The organism is Agromyces sp. Y575, from assembly GCF_059445445.1.
On the sequence record NZ_JCAIUI010000003.1, the window covers coordinates 1 to 24298 of the forward strand.

24 protein-coding genes are annotated in these 24298 nt (G+C 69.4%); 14 read left to right on the top strand and 10 right to left on the bottom strand.

The features are described 5' to 3' along the window. Positions 1-624 (bottom strand): DUF222 domain-containing protein (locus tag AC1C2U_RS11995; RefSeq protein ID WP_495361994.1); only part of this gene is annotated, 624 nt, incomplete at its 3' end. A 392-nt stretch (positions 625-1016) separates the two neighbouring features. Here AC1C2U_RS11995 and AC1C2U_RS12000 point away from each other — a divergent pair. Beyond that, complete coding sequence (locus AC1C2U_RS12000; RefSeq protein ID WP_495361995.1) at positions 1017-2057, top strand: ScyD/ScyE family protein; 1041 nt, start codon at positions 1017-1019, stop codon at positions 2055-2057. A 288-nt stretch (positions 2058-2345) separates the two neighbouring features. Here AC1C2U_RS12000 and AC1C2U_RS12005 read toward each other — a convergent pair whose 3' ends face one another. After that, entirely contained in the window at positions 2346-5195 is a 2850-nt protein-coding gene (locus AC1C2U_RS12005; RefSeq protein WP_495361996.1) for an FAD-binding and (Fe-S)-binding domain-containing protein, read from the bottom strand. 53 nt (positions 5196-5248) lie between these two features. Beyond that, complete coding sequence (locus AC1C2U_RS12010; protein WP_495361997.1) at positions 5249-6151, bottom strand: MurR/RpiR family transcriptional regulator; 903 nt, start codon at positions 6149-6151, stop codon at positions 5249-5251. Positions 6152-6341: 190 nt separating this feature from the next. Here AC1C2U_RS12010 and AC1C2U_RS12015 point away from each other — a divergent pair, with 190 nt between their 5' ends. The 9 genes from AC1C2U_RS12015 (at position 6342) to AC1C2U_RS12055 (ending at position 15813) form a co-directional block, all read left to right on the top strand. Beyond that, positions 6342-7892 (top strand): ABC transporter substrate-binding protein, encoded by a 1551-nt coding sequence (locus AC1C2U_RS12015; protein ID WP_495361998.1) that lies wholly within the window; start codon positions 6342-6344, stop codon positions 7890-7892. 79 nt (positions 7893-7971) lie between these two features. Continuing rightward, the gene (locus tag AC1C2U_RS12020; RefSeq protein ID WP_495361999.1) at positions 7972-8943 is read left to right on the top strand and encodes an ABC transporter permease; all 972 of its coding nucleotides are present in this window, start codon (positions 7972-7974) and stop codon (positions 8941-8943) included. Further along, a complete protein-coding gene (locus AC1C2U_RS12025) occupies positions 8940-9827 on the top strand; it encodes an ABC transporter permease (RefSeq protein ID WP_495362000.1) in 888 nt (295 codons plus the stop codon). The genes AC1C2U_RS12020 and AC1C2U_RS12025 overlap by 4 nt, the downstream gene beginning before the upstream one ends. Continuing rightward, positions 9824-10735, top strand: a complete 912-nt coding sequence (gene murQ, locus AC1C2U_RS12030; RefSeq protein ID WP_495362001.1) for an N-acetylmuramic acid 6-phosphate etherase — start codon at positions 9824-9826, stop codon at positions 10733-10735. Before AC1C2U_RS12025 ends, murQ begins: the two co-directional genes overlap by 4 nt. Beyond that, positions 10732-11904 (top strand): anhydro-N-acetylmuramic acid kinase, encoded by a 1173-nt coding sequence (locus tag AC1C2U_RS12035; protein ID WP_495362002.1) that lies wholly within the window; start codon positions 10732-10734, stop codon positions 11902-11904. Before murQ ends, AC1C2U_RS12035 begins: the two co-directional genes overlap by 4 nt. A gap of 3 nt (positions 11905-11907) precedes the next feature. Further along, on the top strand, positions 11908-12429 hold the full coding sequence (locus AC1C2U_RS12040) for a GNAT family N-acetyltransferase (protein WP_495362003.1): 522 nt from the start codon (positions 11908-11910) through the stop codon (positions 12427-12429). Beyond that, complete coding sequence (locus tag AC1C2U_RS12045) at positions 12426-13541, top strand: serine hydrolase domain-containing protein (RefSeq protein ID WP_495362004.1); 1116 nt, start codon at positions 12426-12428, stop codon at positions 13539-13541. The genes AC1C2U_RS12040 and AC1C2U_RS12045 overlap by 4 nt, the downstream gene beginning before the upstream one ends. Before the next feature lie 7 nt (positions 13542-13548). Continuing rightward, positions 13549-15180, top strand: a complete 1632-nt coding sequence (locus tag AC1C2U_RS12050; RefSeq protein ID WP_495362005.1) for an ABC transporter ATP-binding protein — start codon at positions 13549-13551, stop codon at positions 15178-15180. 66 nt (positions 15181-15246) lie between these two features. Then, on the top strand, positions 15247-15813 hold the full coding sequence (locus AC1C2U_RS12055; protein WP_495362006.1) for a hypothetical protein: 567 nt from the start codon (positions 15247-15249) through the stop codon (positions 15811-15813). A 91-nt stretch (positions 15814-15904) separates the two neighbouring features. On the opposite strand, the gene ectB is transcribed toward AC1C2U_RS12055, so the two are convergent. From ectB to AC1C2U_RS12085, 6 genes are all read right to left on the bottom strand, one after another. Further along, entirely contained in the window at positions 15905-17179 is a 1275-nt protein-coding gene (gene ectB, locus AC1C2U_RS12060; protein ID WP_495362007.1) for a diaminobutyrate--2-oxoglutarate transaminase, read from the bottom strand. A gap of 189 nt (positions 17180-17368) precedes the next feature. Next, a complete protein-coding gene (locus AC1C2U_RS12065) occupies positions 17369-18151 on the bottom strand; it encodes an SDR family oxidoreductase (protein ID WP_495362008.1) in 783 nt (260 codons plus the stop codon). 6 nt (positions 18152-18157) lie between these two features. After that, on the bottom strand, positions 18158-18916 hold the full coding sequence (locus tag AC1C2U_RS12070) for an SDR family oxidoreductase (RefSeq protein ID WP_495362009.1): 759 nt from the start codon (positions 18914-18916) through the stop codon (positions 18158-18160). A 95-nt stretch (positions 18917-19011) separates the two neighbouring features. Next, positions 19012-19377, bottom strand: a complete 366-nt coding sequence (locus AC1C2U_RS12075) for a hypothetical protein (RefSeq protein WP_495362010.1) — start codon at positions 19375-19377, stop codon at positions 19012-19014. Next, on the bottom strand, positions 19364-20245 hold the full coding sequence (locus AC1C2U_RS12080; protein ID WP_495362011.1) for an RNA polymerase sigma-70 factor: 882 nt from the start codon (positions 20243-20245) through the stop codon (positions 19364-19366). The genes AC1C2U_RS12075 and AC1C2U_RS12080 overlap by 14 nt, the downstream gene beginning before the upstream one ends. A 286-nt stretch (positions 20246-20531) precedes the next feature. After that, positions 20532-21860, bottom strand: a complete 1329-nt coding sequence (locus AC1C2U_RS12085; protein WP_495362012.1) for a glycosyltransferase — start codon at positions 21858-21860, stop codon at positions 20532-20534. Between the two features lie 185 nt (positions 21861-22045). On the opposite strand from AC1C2U_RS12085, the gene AC1C2U_RS12090 reads away from it, so the two are divergent. From AC1C2U_RS12090 to AC1C2U_RS12105, 4 genes are read left to right on the top strand one after another with little or no spacing between them, the layout of a single operon-like run. Beyond that, positions 22046-22870 carry an SDR family NAD(P)-dependent oxidoreductase gene (locus tag AC1C2U_RS12090; protein ID WP_495362013.1) on the top strand — a complete coding sequence of 275 codons (825 nt, stop codon included), beginning with the start codon at positions 22046-22048 and terminating at the stop codon, positions 22868-22870. Between the two features lie 5 nt (positions 22871-22875). Further along, positions 22876-23007 carry a hypothetical protein gene (locus AC1C2U_RS12095; RefSeq protein WP_495362014.1) on the top strand — a complete coding sequence of 44 codons (132 nt, stop codon included), beginning with the start codon at positions 22876-22878 and terminating at the stop codon, positions 23005-23007. 36 nt (positions 23008-23043) lie between these two features. Next, on the top strand, positions 23044-23511 hold the full coding sequence (locus tag AC1C2U_RS12100) for an SRPBCC family protein (RefSeq protein WP_495362015.1): 468 nt from the start codon (positions 23044-23046) through the stop codon (positions 23509-23511). Continuing rightward, on the top strand, positions 23508-23834 hold the full coding sequence (locus tag AC1C2U_RS12105) for an ArsR/SmtB family transcription factor (protein ID WP_495362016.1): 327 nt from the start codon (positions 23508-23510) through the stop codon (positions 23832-23834). The genes AC1C2U_RS12100 and AC1C2U_RS12105 overlap by 4 nt, the downstream gene beginning before the upstream one ends. 37 nt (positions 23835-23871) lie before the next feature. Here AC1C2U_RS12105 and AC1C2U_RS12110 read toward each other — a convergent pair whose 3' ends face one another. Continuing rightward, positions 23872-24186, bottom strand: a complete 315-nt coding sequence (locus AC1C2U_RS12110) for a hypothetical protein (RefSeq protein WP_495362017.1) — start codon at positions 24184-24186, stop codon at positions 23872-23874. Between the last annotated feature and the right edge of the window lie 112 nt (positions 24187-24298).

Below are 24298 nucleotides of genomic sequence, written 5' to 3' on the forward strand. Positions count from 1 at the left end.
GCGCCGCATCGCGCGTTCGTCGTCGGGTTCGGGGCCGTCTTGATCGAGGAACGCGGCCCACGCCTGCGCTTGCACCCGAACCTCATCAGCCGTGCACCGCACCGGGTACGCGTCACCGGACGCGATCGCAGCTGCGACGAGTTCGTGTTCGGCGGTACGGAGGGCGACGGGGTCGGCCACTCGCCGGGTGGCATCGAGCTCGCGGACGATCGTGCCCGCGGCATCTGCCCCCAACTCGCCATCGGCCAGCGCCGCCGCGACCTCGGGAAATTGCGCCTCCATCAGGTCACCGGTCAGACCCGTGCGGGCCCGGGTGGCCGTGCCGAGCGCGATGCGCCGCCGCGCTTCTCCGCCCGAGACCTGGCTGACTCGCTCGAGCAGCTCGCCGGGCGAGCGGCACCCACGACGGGTCGACAATCGTTCACTGCCGAGCTCGACCCGGGACCGTTCCCCGATCTCGCCGGCGCAGGCCACCCGGTGTGCGTCGAGGACCCGCCCGGCCGCTTCGATCGCGGCCGTCACGGCGAGCAACTCGTCATCGGACCACCGCGCAGCATCATCGAACCCCGCGACGTCGAGCAGCGAGGATCGCAGCTGCTCGAACGCTTCGGCGGTGGTGGTCATGATGCCATTCTGCCGGCACCCACCGACATTCCAACCGACCCGGAACCGCAGCGAAACTGCCGGTCAGCCTGTGAATAACTTCCGCCGACGGTCACCTGTGGAGGAGGAGTCGGGGGGAGAAGTCGTGGGAGAAGTCCGTGGCGACATCAGCAAAGAACAAGCACCTGACACAGCGACGGCGTCCTTCACCTGCACTTCGCCCCTGAAGCAATTCCGAAGACATGCGGACATGAGGATTCCTTGACGATTCCCTCATGCAGGAGCATGCTTGGCGACGAGCTGCCCAGAGGTGCAGCGAGGACTTCCGTGAACCGACGTCGGGCAGCGCCTGGGGGTACGACCGCAGCAGCGGTGTGCGGCCGGCCTTCTCGTAGGTAACGGGAGGTAGAGAAATGGGTCTCAAGCGGACTGCGCTCCTCGGCGCAGTCATGACGGTGGCATTGCTGCCTTCGCTCCTCATGCCGTCGATCGCGAACGCGAGCGGCGGACACGACGACGAGTCCGAGCCGGTGGCCACGCTGCTCGCATCGGGGTTGCAGGGCACGAGCGGCAGCACGATCGGGCCGGACGGCGCCCTCTACGTGGCCGAGGGGGCGACGGGCGAGATCGCCCGCATCGATACGAAGACCGGGACCGTATCGACCTTCGCCAGCGGTTTGCCGCCGGCGGTCAATCCCATCGGCGGCGTGATCGACGTCGGGTTCCTCGGAAAGACCGCGTACGCGCTCGTGACGCTGGTCGGACCCGATGCGGGTGGCACCTCGGTCAGCGGCATCTATCGCATCGACGACGCAGACAGTAACACCCTCGTCGTGGACATCGGCGCATGGTCGATCGCGAATCCACCCCCGACGGCATTCTTCATCCCTGGTGGTGTGCAGTACGCGATGGAGCCGGTACCGGGCGGGTTCCTGGTCACCGACGGCCATCACAACCGACTGGTGTTCGCGGCCCTGTCTGGCCGGGTCACGCAATTGACGCAGTTCGAGAACATCGTGCCTACGGGACTCGACCTCGTCGGGCCGAAGCTCTACGTCGCCGAAGCCGGACCTGTTCCGCACAACCCGGAGGACGGCAAGGTCGTCTCGCTCAGCCTCTGGCGCCCGACACCTCGTGACGTGGCATCCGGATTCCCCCTCCTCGTTGACGTAGAGGGAAGCAAGTGCGGCCTCTACGCCCTCTCGCAGGGAGACTGGCCGGAAGGCGAGCCCGAGGGTTCGCCCGCGCTGCCCGACACCGGAGCGCTGCTGAAGGTCGACCGGGGCGGCACATTCGAGGTCGTCGTCGACGGACTCGACCGCCCGACGTCGCTGGACTTCACACGTGACGCCGCCTTCGTCGTTACTCTCGACGGTGAAGTCTGGCGGATCGACGATGTGTTCTCGGGCGATCGCGGTTGGCGGGACGGATGCCGCGGCCACGGCTGGTGGTGATGGGACGGGCTGACGTGCGCCTCGATGCGTCACCGAGCCGGTGCCGCCGGTGCCGACGGCGAGCGCGTCAGCGAAGCCCGTGCCGCCGGTGCCGACGGCGAGCGCGTCAGCGAAGCCCGTGCCGCTCCGCCCGATGGCCGATCGCGGCGGCGATCGCATCCGACCGGTCCTCCTGCGCGTGCACTGAACGAAGCTCAACGCGAGCGTCTCTTCGAGAGCCTGGAAGTGTTGGCCGATCCTCACGAGCCGCGTTGACGGCGCTTGACGGCGCGTGACCGGCTCCGGATCTCAGCGGGTCGAGCGCTCGAGCAGCTCCAGAATGTGCACGTACGGCTCGCCCGTCGCGCGCGTCATGCCGATCTCGCACGTGCGGTTGCACGAGGCGTGCGCATCGAAGTCGCGCTCGGCGAGCTCCGCCGCCTCAGCGGCAGTGGCCGATGCCGTGAGCTCGGGGTGGAGCATGCCCCGGTCACCGGCGAACGCGCAGCAGCCCCAGGCATCCGGCACGACCGCGTCGACGGCCACGGCGCTCGCGAGTTCGCGGAGGTGGTCGTTCGAGCCGAGTCGCGTGCTCGAGCACGTTGGATGCAGCGCGAGCGAGTCGAGCTGCTCACTCACGTCGAGCGCTGGGAGCAGGTGCTCGGCGGCGAAGTCGACCGCGTCGACGATGCGGAGCGAGACTGGCGTGCCGTCGAGCTCGCCGACGTTCTCGAGCGCGTGCACGAGCCCCTCGGTGCACGAGGAGTTGTCGCAGACGATCGGCAATCGCCCGCCGTCGGAAGCAGCGAGCAGCGCCCGCACGGTCTTCTCGATCGCCGTGCGGTAGCCGGCCGCGAGACCCTTCGACTTCCAGGGCGTGCCGCAGCACAGGCCGTCGATGCGGGCGGGCGTGATGAGTTCGACGCCGGCCCGTTCGCAGAGCAGCCGGAACGCGGATGCCGCGCCGATGCTGCCCTCTGCCGGGCCGAACATCGAGCCGACGCAGGCGGAGAAGAACACGATCTCGCCGGAGGCGGAGGAGGCATGCGCCCGCTTCGGACCGCCGCGCGGCAGGTCGCTCGTCCATTGCGGCACGACGTCGCTGCCGAGCACGGCGCGCCCGGCGGCGCTCGCCGCGGTGGCGATCGGCGGAACAGCCTTCGCTGCGGTCAGGGCGAGCGACGCGCCTCGGCTCACGACGCCCCAGCTGTCGGCGAGTCCGGCCGCGATCGTGCGGGTCGGCGCGTTCGCATCCTGCTCGCGCAGTCGCCGCACGAGATCACCCGTGTTGATGAGCACCGGGCACGCCGTCTGGCACATTCCGTCGGCCGCGCAGGTCTCGACCGAGGAGTACTCCTCGGCAGCGGCGAGGCGTGCGTCGAGCGCAGTGTCTCCCGCAGCCTTTGCCGCGGCTCGCGCCCGGCGCACCGCAATGCGCTGGCGCGGCGTGATCGTGACGTCTTTGCTCGGGCAGACCGGTTCGCAGTACCCGCACTCGACGCAGCGGTCGACCTCGGCCTCGACTTCGGGCGTGAGCTTCAGGTGCTCGAGGTGCGCGGTCGGCGAGTCGGTGAGCAGCACACCGGGGTTCAAGACGCCGTCGGGGTCGCAGAGTGCCTTGATCTCGCGCATGACGGCGTAGAGCTCGGCGCCGAACTGGCGCTCGACGAAGGGCGCCATGATGCGGCCCGTGCCGTGCTCGGCCTTCAGCGTTCCGCCGGCGCCGAGCACGAGCTCGACGAGCTCCTCGGTGAAGCGCGCCTGCCTCGCGATCGAACCCTCGGCGGTGAAGTCCTCGGTGAGCAGGAAGTGGATGTTGCCGTCTTTCGCGTGGCCGAAGATCACGGCGTCGGCGTAGCCGTGTCGCTCGAACAGCTCTTGTAGTGAGGCGCAGGTCGCCGCCAGTTGCTCGACCGGCACCGCGATGTCTTCGAGCAACGCGGTGGTGCCCGGCCGGCGGGCTCCCGCGATCGCGGCGTAGAGGCCTTTGCGGAAGTGCCAGAGCCGGGCGCGTTCCTTCGCATCGCGCGTCACATCGAGGGCGGGTGCGCCTGCGGCAGCGAGCGCGACACCGGCCCGGTCGAGCTGCTCGGCGAGGTGGGCGTCGTCGCTGCCGTGGTACTCGACGAGGAGGGCGGCATGGCCGTCGATCACGAGGTCGTCGATGATGCCGGATGCCGCGGGGTCGGCCTGGATGACTCGGAGCGACGCCGCGTCCATGAGCTCGAGGGTCGCGGCGCCGGTCTCGACGAGCACGGGCAGGATGCCGGTGGCCGCCTCGAGGGTCGGGAAGACCAGGAGGGCGGTGGCGATGCTCGAGGCGATCGCCACTGTGTCGAATACGGCCTCGGCGACGAAGCCGAGGGTGCCTTCGCTGCCGACCATGAGGTGCGCGAGGATCTCGACCGGTTCGGTGAAGTCGAGGAAGGAGTTGAGGCCGTACCCCATGGTGTTCTTGCCGCGATACTGACGCTCGATCTCAACGCGCAGATCGGCGCGGCCCCGCACCAGATCGCGGAGCCGGGCGAGGCCGGCGTGCAGTTCGGGCTCGGCTTCGGCGAGTCGACAGTCGGCATCGGGCACGGATGTGTCGACAACCGTGCCGCTCGGCAGCACCAACGTCAACGTTGCGAGCGTGCGGTAACTGTTGTGGTGCGTGCCGCACGCCATGCCGCTGGAGTTGTTGGCGATCACGCCGCCGATGGTCGCGGCGATCTCGCTGGCCGGGTCGGGGCCGAGCTTGCGGCCGTGCCGGAGGAGTCGGGCGTTCACCTGGCGCACCGTCGCGCCCGGCTGCACGCGCACCCGCTCGCCACCGGCCTCGGGCTGGATGCGTCGGAAGGCGGTGCGTGTGTCGAGCAGGATCCCCTCGCTCGCCGCCTGCCCCGAGAGGCTCGTACCGCCCGATCGCACGGTGACGCCGAGGCCCGCGTCGGCCGCGAACCCGAACACGGCCGCGACCTGGTCGACGCTTCGGGCCGTGACCACTGCAGCGGGGGTCAGCAGCACGTGGGATGCGTCGACGCCCGCGACGATGCGGTCGAACTCGGCGACCGAGACATCCGACCCGGTCGTGCCGAGGAGTCGGCCGAGCTCGGCGGCGAGTCGTTCGTCGCCTGGGCCGACGGCGGAGCGCTGGGCGGTTGCGGGCGAGGTCATGCGTTGCGGCTTCCTGTGGAGGCTGGTCGGGCGGTCAGGCGCGCGCGGAGATGTCAGGCGCGCGCGCGGAGATGGTGGACGGCGGCATAGGTGTTGCGGATCGCATCCATCGACTCGTCGTAGCTGGCCTGCGCGACGCCGATGAAGACGCAGTCGACGACCATGAGCTGCGCGATGCGGCTGCCGAGCGCGCCTGAGCGGAAGCCGGTCTCACGCGCGGCCGTGGTCAACACGATGTCGGCGTGCTCAGCGAGGGGGGAGCTGCCGTGATTGGTGAGCGCGATCGTCGTCGCCCCCGCTGCTCGCGCGATCGCGAGGAACGCGATGGTGTCCACGGTGCTTCCGCTGTGTGAGACGGCGATGGCGACGGCTCCGGCGCGCAGCGTCGCCGCCGAAGTCCACGCGGCGTGCGGGTCGGACCAGTTGAGGGCGGTTCGACCGATGCGGGTGAGCTTCTGCTGCAGGTCGAGCCCGACGAAGGAACTCGCTCCGACACCGAAGATGTCGACGCGGTGCGCGGCGCCGACCGTGTCGACGGCCGACTGGAGGGCGGCGATGTCGAGCACTTTCGCCGTGTCGGCGATCGAGAGCGTCTCGGCCATCGACACCTTCGCCACGATGTCGTCGAGGCTGTCGTCGCGGTCGATGTCGCCGGAGACCTCGGGCAGGGCGGCCGTCTCGAACGTCTCGCGGGCGATGTCGCGCAGCACGTCCATGCGCAGGTCTTTGAGGTGTTCATAGCCCATGCGCTTGCAGAAGCGCACGACCGAGGTGGTCGAGGTGTCGCAGCGCGCGGCGAGTTCGGCGATCGAGAGCTCGGCGATCACGCTCGGTTCGGTGACGAACAGCGACGCGATGCGCTGTTCGCTCGGGCGCAGCTCGGGGAGGATCGCCCGGATGCGCACGAGCACAGCGCGTTGGCCGGGCTCCGCGGTGCGGGCCTCCTGTGCAGGCATGGGTTCTCCTCGTCGACAACTCTCTTGCCCGCCACGGGCGCGTGCAGACAACACTAGGAGAAAGTTTGTTACATGGGTAGTCCATGTGATGTACTTTCGTGACCTACTGAGATCATCGATGCTCTTCGAGCCGGCGCACCACAGCGATGTACCACCGGACGAGGCAGCACTAGCCCTGAGGAGTTCCCCCATGAACGAAGGCAACCGCGCCACGCGCGGCGCCCTCGCGGCGGTCGGCCTGGCCGCAGCCGTCGCCTTGACGATCACCGGCTGCTCGTCGTCCGAGCCCGCCCCGTCCGACGCAGGGGCCGCAGGCGGCTCGCTCGTCCTCGGCGTCACGAGCGACCCCGACACGCTCTTCCCCTGGAAGGCCACCCAGTTCCAGGCCGTCAACGTGCTGCAGAACCTCTACGGCACGCTCACCGAGTTCGACGCCGACCTCGAGGTCGTGCCGGGTCTCGCCGAGTCGTGGGAGGTCTCGGAAGACGGCCTGACCGTGACCTTCCACTTGCGTGAGGGCGTCACGTTCGCCGACGGTTCGACCTTCGGCTCCGAAGACGTGAAGTCCTCGCTCGACGCCATCCAAGACGAAGCGACGGCAGCCGTCGCGCGCAGCTCGCTCGCGTCGGTCGCCGCCGTCGAGGCACCCGACGAGAACACCGTCGTGCTCAGCCTGACCGCGCCCGACTCGGGCCTGCCGGCGAACCTCGCCGTCGTCAACATGGCGATGCTCTCCTCCGACGACACCGAGGCCGACCTCAACACCACACCGAACGGCACCGGGCCGTTCGTGCTCGACGACCGCAAGCCCAGCCAGTCGCTGACCCTCGCCAAGAACGACGCGTACTGGGGCGATGCCGTCAAGCTCGACACCGTCGAGTTCCGAGTCATCCCCGACGAGTCCTCCATCGTCTCGGCCATGCAGTCCGGCAACGTGCAGCTCGCGATCTTCGACGACCCGCTCGTCGCCCAGACCGCTGAGGGCTCCGCCGTCACAGTCGAGAAGACGCCGCAGCTGAGCTACCACGCACTGCAGCTGAATACCCGGCGCGGCGACCTCGCCGACGTGAACGTGCGCCTGGCCATCCAGTGCGCCGTCGACCGCCAGGAGGTGCTCGACACCGCCGCTCTCGGCGAGGGCGAAGTGACCGGTCCGATCACCTCACCGGCATATCGCTCCGACCCCGACGCACGCCCCTGCCCTGAGCGCGATCTCGACAAGGCCGCCGACTACCTCGACAAGGCCGGCAAGTCCGACGGCGTGACGATCAAGACGATCGTCTCGCAGGGCGAGTACGCGACGAGCGTCAACGAGGCGCAGAACCTCAAGTCCCAGCTCGCCGAGGCGAACATCACGCTCGACCTCGAAGTACTCGAGTCGGGCGCATACGTCGACCGCTGGGTCGCCGCCGACTTCGACGCAGCCGTCGCCCTCAACGGCGGACGCCCCGACCCCGACGGCATGTACGGCCGGTACTTCACCAGCACGGGCAACCTGAACCAGGTCGCCGGCTACAGCTCGCCCGAACTCGACGCGCTCTTCGCCGAGGGCAGGCAGAGCGCCGACGCGGATGAACGCAAGGAGATCTACGCGCAGGTCTCGGAGAACCTCGAAGACAACGCGGCGTGGATCTGGCTCTTCACGAGCTACACCTACACCGCCGCGGCATCCGAGGTGGCGGGCTTCACTCCCATGGCCAACGGTTCGCTGCAGTACCTCCGAACCACGACGGTCAACTAGGCCCCGAACGGCGCGGCAACCACACATGCGCCGCGCCGTTCGGCTCAACTCGGCTCACCCTCGCTCAACCCGGAAGACCATGCTTCGACGACTCATCAGGAACCCGGTACTCCGGCGCGTCCTCGCCGCACTGGCGACGCTGCTCGGTGTCGCCGTGTTCGTCTTCATCATGCTGCGGGCGATCCCCGGCAACCAGATCACGGCCGGTCTCGGCACCGAGGCCGCGGCGCTCACCCCGGCGCAGCAGCAGGCGCTCGAGGCGTACTACGGGCTCGACCAGCCGCTCTTCGTGCAGTTCTTCAGCTGGCTCGGCAACATCTTCACCGGCAATCTCGGCTTCTCGGCCCGCGCGCAGCAGAGCGTGCTCGAGCTGACGGCCCAGTCGCTGCCCGTCACGATCGAGCTGGCGATCTTCTCGATCGTGCTGGCGCTCGCGCTCGGCATCCCGCTCGGCATGCTCTCGGCGTCGAAGCCCGACTCACCGCGCGACGCGTTCGGGCAGGTCATCGGCCTCGCCGGCCTGTCGATCCCCGCGTTCCTGCTCGCGACGACGCTCCTCGCGTGGCTCGCCTCCACGTTCGGGTTCAATCCGAACGGTCAGGGCTACGCCTACTTCTTCGACAACCCGTGGCTGAACCTGCAGCAGATGCTGCTGCCGTCGATCGTGCTCGGCTTCGGCATCGCAGCGCCGATCATGCGCACGACGCGCACCGCGGTGCTCGAGATCCGCTCGAACGACTTCATCCGCACCGCCAAGGCGAAGGGCGTTCCGCTGCGACGGCTGCAGGCCAAGCACGTGCTCGGCAACGCACTCGTGCCCATCGTCACGATGACGGGCCTGCAGTTCGGCTACCTGCTCGGCGGCGCGGTCGTCGTCGAGCAGATCTTCTCACTGCCGGGCATCGGCCGCCAGGTGCTGCTCGGCATCCAGCAGAAGGAGTACGCGCTCGTGCAGAGCACGGTGCTCGTCATCGCACTCGCCTTCGTGCTCGTGAACCTCGCGACCGACCTGCTCTATCGAATGATCGACCCCAGGGTGCGTGCATCATGACCGACATCACGCAATCGGCGACCCTTGCTCCCGGCGGCGGGCGCACGATGGAGCGGGTTCGGCTCCTGCTCCGCAGCAGGAGCGGCCTCATCGGTCTCATCCTCGTCATCATCCTCGGCGTGCTCAGCCTGCTCTCGGCCTTCGGGCTGTTGCCGTACGACCCGATCGCGCAGGACCCGCCGTCGCGCCTGCAGCCGCCGTCGGCCGCGCACTGGTTCGGTACCGACCAGTTCGGCCGCGACGTCTTCTCGCGGGTGGCAGCGGGCGTCGCCAACTCGGCACTCATCTCGCTCGTCGCCGTGGCGTTCGCGACGGTCGTCGGCACACTCTGCGGCGTCGTCGCCGGCTTCTACCGCGGCGTCTCCGACGGCGTCATCTCGGGGTTCACGAACGTGCTGTTCGCGTTCCCGCCGCTGCTCCTCGCCCTCTCGCTCGCCTCGGTCTTCGACCGCAACTGGTTCACGATCGCCGTGGCCATCGCGATCGTGTATGTGCCGATCTTCATCCGCGTGACGCGCGGCCCAGTGCTGTCGCTCCGCGAGATCGAGTACGTCAAGGCGGCCACGAGCACCGGCCAGAGCCGGGCGATGGTGATGTTCCGCCACGTGCTGCCGAACATCACCTCGATCATCATCGTGCAGGTCACGCTCTCGCTCTCCTGGGCGGTGCTGACCGAGGCGTCGCTCAGCTTCCTCGGCCTCGGCACGCCGCCGCCGGCCCCGTCGCTCGGCTCCATGATCTTCGAGGCACGAACCCTCATCGGCATCGCGCCGTGGACGATGTTCGCGCCCGGCGTCGTCATCGTCCTTCTCGTCGTCGGTCTGAACCTGCTCGGTGACGGACTGCGCGACGCTCTCGACCCCAGAAACAGAGGAAAGAAATGAGTACGCAAGGCGATGACCTGGCGACCCTCGCCACAGAGGCGAGCAACCCGCGTTACGCGGAGCTCGACCGCATGACCGTCGCGGAGATCGCGGGCGCCATGAACGAGGCCGACGCGACGGTTCCGGGCGCGGTGGGCCGTGCGCTGCCGCAGATCGTTCCGGCGATCGAGGCAGCAAGCGAGCGGATGTCGCGTGGCGGGCGTCTCGTCTACGTCGGCGCCGGTACTCCGGGCCGTATCGCCGTGGTCGACGCCTCGGAATGCCCGCCCACGTTCAGCACGCCGCCCGAGCTCGTCTTCGCGATCATGGCAGGCGGGGCATCGGCGATCGTGACGCCCACCGAAGGGGCCGAAGACGATGCGCCGGCCGGAGCCGCCGCAATCGACGAGGCTCGCATCGGGCCGCTCGACACGGTCGTCGGCATCGCCTCGAGCGGTCGCACCCCGTACGTCATCGCGGCCATCGAGCGTGCGCGTGCGCTCGGCGCCCTCACCGTCGGGCTGTCGTGCAACCTCGACACCCAGCTGAGCGCCGTCGCCGAATTCCCGATCGAGGTGGCCGTCGGCCCCGAGGTGCTGACCGGTTCGACGCGGCTGAAGGCCGGCACGGCGCAGAAGCTCGTGCTCAACATGTTCTCGACGATCGTGATGGTGCGTCAGGGCAAGACCTATGGCAGCTTCATGGTCGACTTGAAGCCCACGAACCACAAGCTGCGCGACCGCGCGGTGCGCATGGTGGCCGAGATCGCCGAGGTGCCGCGCGAGCGCGCGGTGGCGACCCTGGTCGAGACCGGCTACGACGTGAAGTCCTCGGTGCTCATCCTCGCCCTCGGCCTGTCGCCGAGCGATGCGGCGGCGCGCCTCGCCGCTGCCGATGGCAGGCTCCGACCCGCGATGGAAGGTGCATGATGCGCGTTCTCGGCATGATCTCGGGCACTTCGCACGACGGCATCGACGTCGCCGTCGTCGAGTTCACCGAGCGTGAAGGCGCTCTCTCGGGGCGGGTGCTGCACGAGGCGAGCACCCCGTATGCGCCCGAGCTGCGCGAGCGGCTCATCTCGGCATTGCCGCCGGCTCCGACGACGCTCGCCGAGATCTGCGAGCTCGACACCCTCATCGGCCAAGCGTTCGCCGATGCCGCACTCGTCGCTCGCGACGCGGTGGGCGGCGTCGACGCCGTCACGTCGCACGGCCAGACCGTGTATCACTGGGTCGACGGTGCCCAGGCACTCGGCACTCTGCAGATCGGCCAGCCCGCGTGGATCGCGGAGCTCCTCGGCGTGCCGGTCGTCTCCGACCTGCGCATCAGGGACATCGTCGCCGGCGGGCATGGTGCACCGCTCGTGTCGTTCCTCGACGAGCTGCTGCTGCGCGATCACGCGGGCGTCTCGGCCGCGCTCAACCTCGGTGGCATCTCGAACATGACGGTCATCGGCGGCGACTCCCTCGTCGCCTACGACATCGGTCCGGCCAACGCCCTCGTCGACGCGGTCGTCGTCGACAGCTCGCTCAATTCCCTCGGCTACGACGAAGACGGGCGTATCGCGGCGAGCGGCTCCGTCGACGAGGAGCTGCTCGCGCTGCTCCTCGACGACCCGTACTACGCGCTTTCGGCGCCGAAGAGCACGGGCAAGGAGCACTTCCACCTCGCCTACGTGCGCGCCGCGGAGGCGCGGATCGGCCGTTCGCTCGAGGTCCCCGACCTCATCCGCACCCTCACCGAGCTGACCGTGCGCACGGTCGCCCGCGACGTGCACTCGGCCGGCATCGGCTTCCTCGCCGTCTCGGGCGGCGGATGTCGCAATCCGCTGATTCTCGGCGGGCTCCGCGAAGCGCTGCCCGGTGTCGAGATCGTGCTCGCCGACGAACTCGGCGCCCCGGCCGACAGCAAAGAGGCGATCGCCTTCGCACTCATCGGCTGGTGCACGCTGCACGGCGTCGCGGCGACCGTGCCGGGCGGCACCGGTGCGCGCGCACCGCGCATCCTCGGCACGATCACGCCGGGCGATGGCCCGCTCGTGCTGCCGCAGCCGCTCGCCGGTGGTCTGCGCTCCCTCGTGCTCGAGGCGGGAGCCTGAGCCATGCCAGTGACGCTCCGCGCAGCGACGAGTGACGACCGCGACGGCATCGTCGCCGTCTTCCTCGCCTGCTGGCGCGAGAGCTACGTCGGCGTGCTCCCGGCCACTGCGATCGATGCGATGACGGATGCACATGCGCAGGCGCTCTGGCGCCGGGTACTCGCCTCGCCCGTGGGCACCGTGCTCGTCGCCGAGAGCGACGGCGTCGTGCAGGGCGTCACCCGGTTCGCGGTGGAGCCTCGGGGCGACCGCGATCGCGACGGCCACGGCGGTGCCGTTCATTCGCTCTACGTCTCTCCCGACGCTCGCGGCCTCGGACTCGGCACGCGGCTGCTCGACACCGCGTACGAGACGCTGCGTGACGACGGTGCGAATTCGGTCGCGCTCTGGGTCTTCGAGGCGAACGCGCCGTCGATCGCGTTCTACCGGGGCCGCGGCTGGCTGCCCGATGGGGGCGCCCGCACGCAGGACGAGTTCGGCGAACCCGAACTTCGCCTGCGCCGCGGCGAGGAGTCGACCGCATGAGCGCCGATCTCATGAGCACCGAGGAGATCCTCCGAGCCGCTGCCGAAGCCGTGGTGGCGGCTGATGCCGCCGCCGCTCCGGCCGGCTGCGTGATCGGCGTCGACATCGACGGTGAGCGCTCCGTCGCCGCTGCCGGCCTCGCTGCTCCCGAGCGGCCGGATGGCACGCCCATGAGCCGGGGCACGCTGCACGACCTCGCCTCCGTGAGCAAGGTCGTCGGCACGACGACCGCGTTGCACCGCCTCGCGTCGGCGGGCGTGCTCTCGTTCGACGACCGGGTCGTGAGCTTCGTTCCGAGCTTCGGCGGTGCGCCCGACACGAGCATTCGCGATCTGCTGCAGCATCGCGCGGGCCTCTGGGAGTGGCAGCCGCTCTACCTCGCCCCCGACTCCGATCCCTTCGATGCGCTCGACGCTCTCCCGCTCCGGTACGCGCCCCGCACCGAGCGGCACTACTCCGATCTCGGCTTCATGACCCTCGGCCGGGTCGTCGAGGCGGCCGCCGGCATGTCGCTCGTCGCGGCCGTCGACGAGCTCGTCGTGCGACCGCTCGCGCTCAGCACCCTCGGCTACGGACCCGTCACGGGCGAAGTTGCGACGAGCGCCCGGGGCGACGAGGTCGAACGCCGCATGGTCGCGACGGGGCATCCGTACCCCGCCCTGTGGCCCGATGACGGGTTCGCCTGGCGTACCGCGTCGGTGAACGGCACGGCCAACGACGGCAACTGCTTCCACGCGTTCGGCGGCATCGCGGGTCATGCGGGGCTCTTCGGCTCCATCGACGACCTGCTCGATGTCGCGGCCGCACTGAGCCGGGCCGACGATCAACCCGAGCTCTGGAATTCCGCCATCACCGCAGATGTCGTCGCAGCAGGGCCCGACCCCGAGCAGGCGCTCGGCTGGCGGCGCCGCGAGCTCGTGCTGCGGGGCGAGCAGATGCCGCTGCTGTGGCACCCCGGATTCACCGGCTGCGCCGTGGGCTTCGTGCCCGGCCGGCGCATCGCCGTGGCCTTCGCGAGCAACCGCCTGCTCGCGGATGAGCCGCAGCCGACCGACTTCCACTGGCAGCGCGCGCTCGAAGCGCTCGCCTCGACCCTCAGCACACAGGAGTGAATGCCGCATGACCTCGAACGAACCGGTTCTCCGCATCAGCGGGCTTTCGGTCGCCTTCCGCACCGGCGGCGAACTCGTCACCGCAGTCAACGACGTCTCCATCGACGTCGCGGCGGGGGAAACCGTTGCGGTCGTCGGCGAGTCGGGCTCCGGCAAGTCCACGACGGCCGCGGCGATCAACCGACTGCTGCCCGACAACGGCGTCATCACCGCGGGCAGCATCCGCTTCGAGGGTCGCGAGATCACCGAGCTGGGCGAGAACGAGCTCGTGCAGCTGCGCGGCGTCGGCATCGGCCTCGTGCCGCAAGACCCCATGTCGAACCTCAACCCCCTCATGCGCGTCGGCGAACAGATCGGCGAGGCGCTCGAGGTTCATGGGTACGGCACCGCGGAGGCCGTGCGTGCCCGGATGATCGAACTGCTCGAGCTCGTCGGGATTCCCGACCCCGCGCAGCGCTCCCGCCAGTATCCGCACGAGTTCTCTGGCGGTATGCGGCAGCGCGTCCTCATCGCCATGGGCCTCGCCTGCAAGCCGCGCCTGCTCATCGCCGACGAACCGACCTCGGCGCTCGACGTCACGGTGCAGCGCCGCATCCTCGACCAGCTCGACGAGCTCACGGGCGAGATGGGCACGGCCGTCTTCCTGATCACCCACGACCTCGCGCTCGCTGCCGAGCGCGCCGACCGCATCGTCGTGATGTTCCGGGGCAACGTCGTCGAGACCGGCACCTCGGCAGAGGTGCTGACGAACCCGAAGCACGAGTACACGAGGCTGCTGCTGGCTGCAGCACCGAGTCTCGCCTCGAGGCGAGAGCCGCTGCCGGTCCGCGGGGGCGACGTCGACGCCCGCCCGCTCGTCGAGGTCACCGATCTGCGCAAGGAGTTCGCACTGCGGTCTCCGAAGGCGGGCGAACCGACGAAGTTCACCGCCGTCGACGGTGTGAGCTTCACGATTCCACGTGGCAAGACGGTCTCGATCGTGGGGGAGTCGGGTTCGGGAAAGTCGACGACGGCGAACCTCGTGCTCGGCCTCGAGCAGATCACGGCCGGCCGCATCGACTTCGATGGAACGGACCTGACGCGCTTGAAGCGTCGCGAGCTCTTCGCGTTCCGCCGTCGTGTGCAGCCCGTGTTCCAGAACCCGTACGCCTCCCTCGACCCGCGCTACACGGTCGAGGAGTCGATCGCCGAGCCGCTCAAGGTGCACCGCGTCGGCAACTCGGTCGCACGCCGGAAGCGTGTCGCCGAGCTGCTCGAGCAGGTCGCGCTGCCGGTCGCCATGTCGTCTCGGCTGCCGCACGAACTCTCTGGTGGTCAGCGCCAGCGTGTCGCGATCGCCCGCGCCCTCGCCCTCGAGCCCGACCTCGTAGTGCTCGACGAGGCGGTGTCGGCGCTGGACGTGCTCGTGCAGGCGCAGATCCTCGAACTGCTCGCCGGCCTGCAGGCCCGCCTCGGGCTCAGTTACCTCTTCATCAGCCACGACCTCGCGGTCGTGCGCATGATCTCCGACGAGGTGCACGTCATGCAGCGGGGCCGCATCGTGGAGAGCGGCACGCCCGAGCAGATCTTCGACAACCCCCGAGACCCGTACACGCAAGAGCTGCTGGCCGCGATTCCGGGTGCCGCGCTGGCGTCCTGAGCTGAGTCCGGCGGCGATGACTCGGTCGCCCTTGCGGGCGATGCCGGATTCCGTCAGGGTGGCGGCATGCAATTCGCCGGCCAACTCACGCCCGACGAATTCTGGGCGCTCATCGATGACGGCGACGAGCACATCCGCCGCTCCTTCGCGGAGCGACCGGCCTACGCGGTTCGCGGATGGCCCGGTCGGGTGATCCTCTCGGAGTGGGCGTTCGGCAGCGGCATCCGCTCGATCATGTTCCTCCCCGTCGGGTGGGACGGCGCGAACTTCGACGATTCCGGCATCCGGCCGCGCGTCGGTGTGCTGGTCGACGTCACCGAGCCGAGGAGCATGGTCGCCGAGCGCATCGCGCATGAGGCGTTCGCACGCATGCTCGAACCGCAGTGGCCGGCCGAGGAGGCACCGACTCCCGACGCAGTCATCGCGCTCGCGGTCGACGGCGTCGCCGAGCCGTTCGAACTCTGGTCGAGCGGTGACACCGCACGAGCGGCAGGGCGCATCGGCGGTGTCACCGTCGTGATCGAGACGACAGGGCATCCCATCGACGAGGTCGAACTCGAGCGTGTGCGCGACATCGAGGTCATGCTCGCCGAGCGGCGCCGCTGGATCCGAGAGCAGCGCGGCGGTCAGTGAGCAGACGCCCGTTCAGCGGCCCTGGGTGCCGCTGTCACCATCGTCACCCCGCACCCGCACCCGCACCCGCACCCGGGTCAGCGCGTGCAGCTCAGCGCGCGAGCACCGCGTCGAGGCTTTCGCGCACGATGGCGAGGCCGCGGCCGAGCTCATCCTCTGAGATCGTCAGCGCAGGCAGGAACTTCAGCACCTCATCGTGGGCGCCCGAGGTCTCGATCACGAGGCCGCGAAGGAACGCCTCGGCCGAGATGCTTCCCGCGAGCGCGCGGTCGCCGTCGCAGGCGAGACCGAATATCAGGCCGCGGCCGCGGACGACGAAGCCCTGGTCGGGGTGGTCGGCGGCGATGCGCTCGAGTTCGGCGCGCAGCAACCGAGACTTCACGGCGATCGCGTCGGTGAACGCCGAGTCGGCCCAGTAGGTCTCGAGCGCGGCCCGCGCGGAGACGAAGGCGAGGTTGTTGCCGCGGAACGTGCCGGTGTGCTGGCCCGGCTTCCACACGTCGACCTCGGGGCGCAGCAGCACGAGCGACATCGGCAGCCCCGAGCCCGAGATCGACTTCGAGACCGTGACGATGTCGGGCACGATTCCAGCCTCTTCGAACGCGAAGAACGTGCCGGTGCGGCCGACGCCGGCCTGGATGTCGTCGAGGATGAGCAGGATGCCGCGTGCGGCCGTGATCTCCCGGAGCCGCCGCAGCCACGTCGCGCTCGCGACGTTGATGCCGCCCTCGCCCTGCACAGCTTCGACGATGACCGCTGCCGGCAGGTCGAGACCTGAACCCGGGTCGTCGAGCATCTTCTCGAGCAGGTCGAGCGTGTCGACATCCGCTCCGAGGTAGCCGTCGTAGGGCAGGCGTGTGACGTTGTCGAGGCCGACGCCAGCTGCGCCGCGGTAGTGGCTGTTGCCTGTCGCGGCGAGCGCGCCGAGGCTGAGCCCGTGGAACGCGTTCGTGAACGCCACGACCGTGGAGCGGCCGGTCGCCTGGCGGGCGACTTTGAGTGCTGCCTCGACCGCGTTCGCGCCCGTCGGCCCCGTGAACTGGATCTTGTAGTCGAGCCCCCGCGGTTCGAGCACGTACTGCTCGAAGGCCTCGATGAACGCCTTCTTCGCGGAAGTGGCCATGTCGAGGCCGTGGATGATGCCATCGCGCTCGAGGTACTCGATGAGGGCGCGAGTGAACGCGGGGTTGTTGTGCCCGTAGTTGAGCACGCCGGCGCCGGCGAAGAAGTCGAGGTATTCGCGCCCGTCGGCGTCGATGAGAGTCGAACCGGTCGCGCGGTCGAACACCGTCGGGAATGAGCGGATGTACCCGCGCACCTCCGACTCACGACGGTCGAAGACTTCCAGGGCTGCGTCGCTGCTCATGGCAGGCGGTCTCCTCTCAAGACACGGGGGGTGACTCGACTGTACGGCTTCCGGCCGACCGTTCCCTGCACGCGGTCTGCCGTCAGGGGCTCTGGTGTTCGGTCGAGCGACCGTCAGGCCGGTCGTGTCACCTCGACGACCGCTGCCGCGAATGCGGCGGGAGCCTCTTGCGGGACGTTGTGCCCGGCGTCACGAGACTCCTTCGAGGTCGACACTCGGCCGCCCGCCGGCCGCGAGCCACTCCTCGTACCGGGTCGGCGCGATCGTCGCGTCGGCGCCGGGAAGCAGTTCGCGTTCGTCGAGGTCGGTGCCGAAGTACCGGGCGAGCGGGTCGACCTTCACGTCGCGCAGGTCGTTTCGAGTGCGCAACTGGCGGCGCACGAGCTCCTCGAGCCGGAACTGCTCGGGACCGGCGAACTCGACGACCCGGTAGAGGGGCGTGCCGACGGCGGTCTTGGCCACCGCGGCGGCGACGTCGTCGGCGGCCATCGGCTGGAAGAGCGCCCGTGAGAGCCGCACGACGTTCCGGCTCGTTCCGGCGTCGGCGATGTTCGCGATGAACTCGAAGAACTGGGTGGCGTGCACGATCGAGTACGGTCGACCCGACTGCACGATGAGACGCTCCTGCGCCGCTTTCGCGGCGAAGTACCCGCCCTCGGTGCGAGCGAGCCGATCGGTGCCGACGACCGAGAGCGCCACGTGGTGCGCCACCCCCGCCGCGGCGCCGTACGTCAACAGGTTGAGCGTCGAGCCGTAGAAGAACTCGTTCGCGGCCGCCTCGTCGAGGTAGTCCGAGTTGGAGACGTCGATGAGCGCCTCCGCCCCGGCGAGAGCCTCCGCGAGACCCTCGCCGGTGTAGGAGTTGACGCCTGTCGCGCGTGACGCGACGACCACGTCGTGGCCGTCGGCCGTGAGCCGCGCCACGAGTCGCGTGCCGATGAGGCCGGTGCCGCCGATGACCGAGATGCGCATGGCGGGCTACTTCACCGAGGCCGACTGGGCGGTGAGCCAGTCGGAGAACGACGCGGTCGAGAGCTGGGCATCGGCACCGGGGGTGAGTTCGCCGCCCGAGAGCTTCGTACCGAAGTAGTGCGCCTCGGGGTCGGAGATCACGGTGCGGGTGTCGCCCTTGGCCTCGAGCATGGTGCGGACGAGCTCGTCTTGGCCGATGCGCTGCGGTCCGCCGATTTCGAGCGTGCCGTTGAGGGGCGTGCCCGCGGCGATCCGTGCCACGGTGGCCGAGACATCCGCTGCCGCGATCGGCTGCATGAGCCCGGTCGACACACGAGCGACGCCATCGACGGTCACCTCGTCGGCGATACGGCCCATGAACTCGTAGAACTGGGTCGCGCGAACGATGGAGTACGGCAGGCCCGACTCCTCGATGAGCTTCTCCTGGGCGACCTTCGCACGCAGGTACCCGCTGTTGGGCAGGAGCTCCGCGCCGACGATGGAGAGGGCGACGTGGTGGGTGACCCCGGCCTCCCGCTCGCCGGCGAGAAGGTTCCTGGTCGAGGTCGTGAAGAACGCGAGCACGTCGTCGGCGGCGAACGACGGCGAGTTCGAGACATCCACCACGACGTTCGCGCCGACGAGCACCTCGGCGAGCCCTTCGCCGGTGATGGTGTTCACGCCGGAGTTCGGCGAGGCGGAGACGGCCTCGTGGCCGTGCTCGGTGAGGTGTTCGACGACCTTGGAGCCGATGAGGCCGGTGCCTCCGATGACGATGATCTTCATGACTGGTGCCTTCCGTCAGGGCCGCGGTGGTTCCGCTGCTGTCATGAAGCTCAGACCGGGTTGCCGCCCGATCTGTGACGAGGCGGCGAAACTCGTCATTCGATCTCGGGGCGGCGGCGATTCCAGCGGGCGAGTTTCAGGGGCGCCGTCGAGAGCCACAGCGCCTCGATCGTCGCCGCGCCGTCGATGCCGATCACGCCGACGACCTCGCCGTTCAAGCGGCGGAGTGCGAGCCCCGGCCGCCCGTTGACGTGCACGGCCTGCAACGAGGCATCCGGATGCTTCGCCACCTGCTCATGAAGCGCACTGATGACGCGTGCGCGCCCGAGCAGTTCGCCCCCGGTCTCATCGCCGGAGTCGATGATCAGGAACACGTCGCGGTTCAGGGCGCTCGCCAGCGCAAGCTCATCACGGTGTTCGAGCGCGGCGAGCAGGCGAGCGGCGAGGTCATGCTGAGGCACGAGAGGTCACGGCGCCGAGCTTGTCGGGGTTCATCATCCAGAGCACCTGGTCGATGCCCCGCGCGCCGGTGATCACGGTGATCACCGCGAACGTCGTGCCGTCCTTCGAGAGCAGCACCGAGGGCTGGCCGTTCGTATCGGCCTCCGTGATGTCCACCCCGTTCCAGAAGTGGGTGTGGAAGGCACGCACGAACTTCGCCACCCGCATGCGGCCGACCACCGGGAACTTCGATGCCCGCACGCGCCCGCCGCCGTCGGAGTACGACACGACGTCTTCGGCGAACAGGCGCTCGAGCTCGACGAGGTCGCCGGTCTTCGCGGCACTCAGAAAGGCGGTGAGCAGTCGCCGCTGCTCTGATTGCGGCACGTCGCGCTTCCGCTCGCCGGTGAGGTGCTTGCGCGCGCGACTGACGAGCTGTCGAGCGGCCGTCTCTGAGACCTGCACGATCTCGCAGATCTGGTCGTACGGGTAGGCGAAGGCCTCGCGCAGCACGTAGGCGGCCCGCTCGGTCGGGGTGAGCCGCTCGAGCATGACGAGCACGGCGAAGCCGAGGGCCTCTGCGCGCTCGGCGCCGAGCGTCGGGTCGGCGCTCGTATCGATCGGCTCGGGAAGCCATGGGCCGATGTAGGTCTCGCGACGAGCGCGGGCCGACTGCAGCGCATTGATCGCGAGTCGGGTCGTGGCTGTGGCCAAGAAGGCCGGCGGTTCCTGCACGACCGAGCGGTCGGTGCCCTGCCAGCGCAACCACGCGTCTTGCACGATGTCTTCAGCCTCGCTCGCGCTGCCGAGCATTCGGTAGGCGATGCCGAAGAGCCGCCCGCGCACGCCTTGGAAGACGGCGAGGGCGTCGTCGAGGTTCGCATCCATGTCTGATCCCGTCAGTCGACAGCTGGGAGCGTAGTCGTCCCTTTCAACTGAGACCGGGCGCATCCCACGGATGTGACAGCATCCGAGGAATTCGTTCGGATCTTCGGATGATATTCCGGATGCTTCGGGCGCGCGAGATCCCGAATTTCGAATCTTGCATGCTCGCGGTATCCGTTCGGCCCCGGCTGTCACAAATACGGCGCGTGCCCGGTCTGTACTGCTCGCCGGGCGACTGGCTCTCGCGGAACGGTAGGCGGGCTGGGGCAAGTGACCGGGTCGCACCCATTCAGGGGCCGGATGCCTCGTGGCGCGCGGCTTCTCGGGCGTCGGGCGGCGCGACCTGTTCGAGCTCGTCGACCAACAACGTGCTCGCGGCGTCGCGCGCCACGACCTCGCCGAGTTCCGTCGCAGCACGTCGGTAGCCGGGGTCGTCGAGCACCTCGGCGATGGCCCGGGCGATCTTCTTCGCCGGCGCCCGGCGAGCCACGGCCACGCCGGCTCCGCGGGTCGTGACTCGCACCGCATTGTCGGCCTGGTCGCGGCCGTGATGCAGGATGACGAGCGGCAGTCCCGCCACGAGGGTCTTGATCACGGTGCCGTGACCGCCGTGCGTGATGACGAGGTCGGCCTGCCGCATCACCGCACGGTGCGGCGCCGATGCGACGACCGTCACGTTCGCCGAGGCGCGGATCGCGTCGGCGGCGACTGCCGGCCCGGTGGTCACGAGTCCGCGAACCGGAAGGCCACCGAGCGCGTCGGTGATGCGTTGCAGGCAGTCGAGGTGGTTCTGGAACGTCGAGGACATGGCCACGAGCACGAGCGGCCCGTCGCCTGCGGGTGCCGTCCAGTCGTCGTCGATCGCCCACGCGGGGTCGTCGAGGATGGGCCCCACGTAGACGGCGTTCTCCGGCAGGGTCGCCGGGAAGTCGAACGCCGCAGAGGTGAGCACGAGTAGACGCCGGGCCCGATGCTGCTGGCTCCACGTCGTCGCGATCGGATCGAGGCCGTGCTCGGCGCGCACCTCGTTGACCTGCGCGAGCGCATACCGGTCGAACAGCCGGCCGCCTGCGGGGCCGAGTAGTCGATCCCGCAGCCGGCCGAGTGGCCCGCGCGCGGGCGACAGCCCTGCACCGAACGGCGGCATGCCCGGCGCGGGCAGCGGGTAGATGTTCGGCAGCAGCACATCGTAGGGAACCCCTCGCGCCTCGGCCGCGATCATCCCGCCGACGGCGAAGGCGGAGGTCACGACGAGGTCGGGCCCGATCGCCTCGATCACCGCGGTCGTGTCACGTGCCTGACCGGGAGCGGGTCCGGAGATCATGTGCTCGGCCATGCCCCGGGCGAGGCGCATCGGCGTCTTGAGTTCCCAGTCGCGAAACTCGCCCGAGGGCTCTGCGTTTCCCGGCAGGTACGACGCGCCCGTCAAGCGTACCTGGTCGGCCATCGATTCCTCGGCGAGCACCGTGACGCGGTGACCCCGGTCGACGAGTCGGCGCACGACGCCGAGCTCGGGGGGAACGGTGCCGCCGGCATCCGTGAGCACGAAGAGGTAGGTGCGCCGGGCGGCTGAAGCGGCGTGAGGGCCAGTGCCGGGTGCCGACTCGCCGTCGCTCATGCCGGTCATGCTACGCATCGGGTGGCATGCGCACCAGACACCAACTCGGGGGGCGGATGCGCCGACATCACGCAATCGGGACGCACGATGTGCGACGGTCGGCACCTGCCGTGAAGACTTGCAACTTACGGGTTGCACTTCCCTGTTGGACCTGCAACCATGAGATTGCAACAACCCAGAATCGAATGGACGACGACGGAGATGGAGGCGGCGTGATGCTGCTGCAGAACAAGGTGGCCGTGATCCACGGCGGTGGCGGTTCGATCGGCGGCGCGGCGGCGCGAGTGTTCGCCCGCGAGGGCGCACGGCTGTTCCTCGCAGGTAGGAGCCTGCCGCGACTCGAGGCTGCGGCATCCGTCGCCAGAGCCGAGGGGGCGGATGTCTCAATCGCCGTCGTCGACGCGATGGACCAGGCTGCGGTCGACCGGCACGTCGAAGAAACGGCGGATGCTGCCGGCCGCATCGACATCGCCCTGAATGCGGTGGGATTCGACCACGTGCAGGGCCTGCCGATCGCCGAGACGTCGCTCGAGGACTACCTGCACCCCGTCGTCGGGTACCTGCAGACGAACTTCGTGACTGCGAAGGCCGTGTCGCGGCACATGATCGCGCAGGGCAGCGGTGTGATCCTCACGGTTTCGACGCCCGGTGCGCGGCTCACCGGTCGCGGGCTCATCGGCAACGCGGCCCAGTCTGCTGCGCTCGAGGGCTTCTCGCGCGCGCTCGCCGGCGAGCTCGGGCCCGATGGGGTGCGGGTGGTCTGCGTGCGTCCGCACGCCATGTCGGACGCCCTCGAAACCTCGTACACGGGCGAGATGTTCGGCCGCACCGCCCAAGCCGGCGGCATCCCCTTGGAGCAATGGCTCACGGGGTTGGTGGGCACCACACTGCTCGGCCGGTTGCCGGTGCTCGAGGAGGTCGCGGAGTACCTCGCATTCGCGGCATCCGATCGTGCGCGCTCGATGACCGGGGCGATCGCGAACCTCTCGGCGGGGGCGCTCGTCGACTGAGCCTGGTGGCATCCGTCCTGCAGGCGGCCGTACTGACCGGTGCAGTCGTGGCGGTGATCGCCATCATCGCCGCACGGGCGACAGGATTCCTCAAGCCTGCGGCGATCGCCGCACTAGAACCTGTGGCAACCCAATAGCTGCAGGCAACCATCGAAAGGAAGATCATTGTGACTATGACCGACAATCAGGCATCCGTCATCGACGAGGGCAGCTTCACGGTGCGGCGCACCATCCGCATCGCCGCGCCCATCGAGAAGGTGTGGACCGCCGTCACCGAGCCCGAGCACATCTCCAAGTGGTTCGGGCGCACCGTGCTCGATGGAACGGGAGTCGGAGCATCCGGTACCATCACCTTCCCCAACTACGGCTCCGTGCCCTTGCGGGTCGAGGCAATGGATGCCCCGCGCATGGTCTCGTACCGCTGGGGCAATGACGACGCGGCCGAGCGGCTGCCCGATGCCGTCGACCGCTCGACGGTCTTCACCTTCACCCTCGAGCCGGCGCCCGAGGGCACGCAGCTCACGGTCGTCGAGACCGGGTTCGACCGCACCTCCGACCCGGCAGCCAACATGGCGAGCAATGCCGAAGGCTGGGTCTCCGAACTCGACAAGCTCGTCGCGCTGCTCGAGGGCGACGCGTGACGACCACCGGAACGCTGGTTCCGATGTTCGCCGCACTCGGAGACGAGACCCGGTGGAGCATTCTGGCCGCACTCGGTGAGGGCGACGCTTCGGCGTCGGCCCTCGCCGGGCGCCTGCCCGTGACCCGGCAGGCGATCGCGAAGCACCTCGCCGTGCTGCAGGAGGTCGGCCTCGTCGAACCAATTCGCGTCGGGCGCGAGGTGCAGTACCGGGTGCTCGGTTCGCAGCTGAGCGACACCGCTCGCCGGCTCGACGCCATCGGGGCGGAGTGGGACAACCGTCTGGCGGCGATCAAGCAGATCGCTGAGGGGCTCTCGCTCTAGCGGCTCCGACGACCAACCGTTCGGGCGGGTCGGGCCGTTACGAGACCGAACCCGCGTTCGTGCGGATGCGACCGCGCAGGAAGGGGAGCGCCGGCGCCCGGTACACGAGCGCGGGCGGATGCTGCGGGTCGAGCGCGAACTCGGCGCGGCCGAAGCGCCAAAGCCGGTTGAACAGGAACACCCCGACGACGACCGTCTCGTCGGCCGGCACTTGCCACGTGCCGATTCCCCACTGGGCGGGCTGGCCGCGCCCGGCGATCACGAGCGTCGGTTTGATTCGGGCGTAGAGCGCGAACCAGGGCTTGCGCAGTGTCAGCTGAATTCGGCGTGCCGTCGGGTCGTCAGAGTTCATCGGGTCTCACGGTTCATCGGGTGTCACGCGGCACGAGCGCGACCGCGCGCCCCGTTGGGGTCGGTCCTCGCTCAATCCGCACTGCCTTTCGTGGTTCGCTCCGACTCAGGCT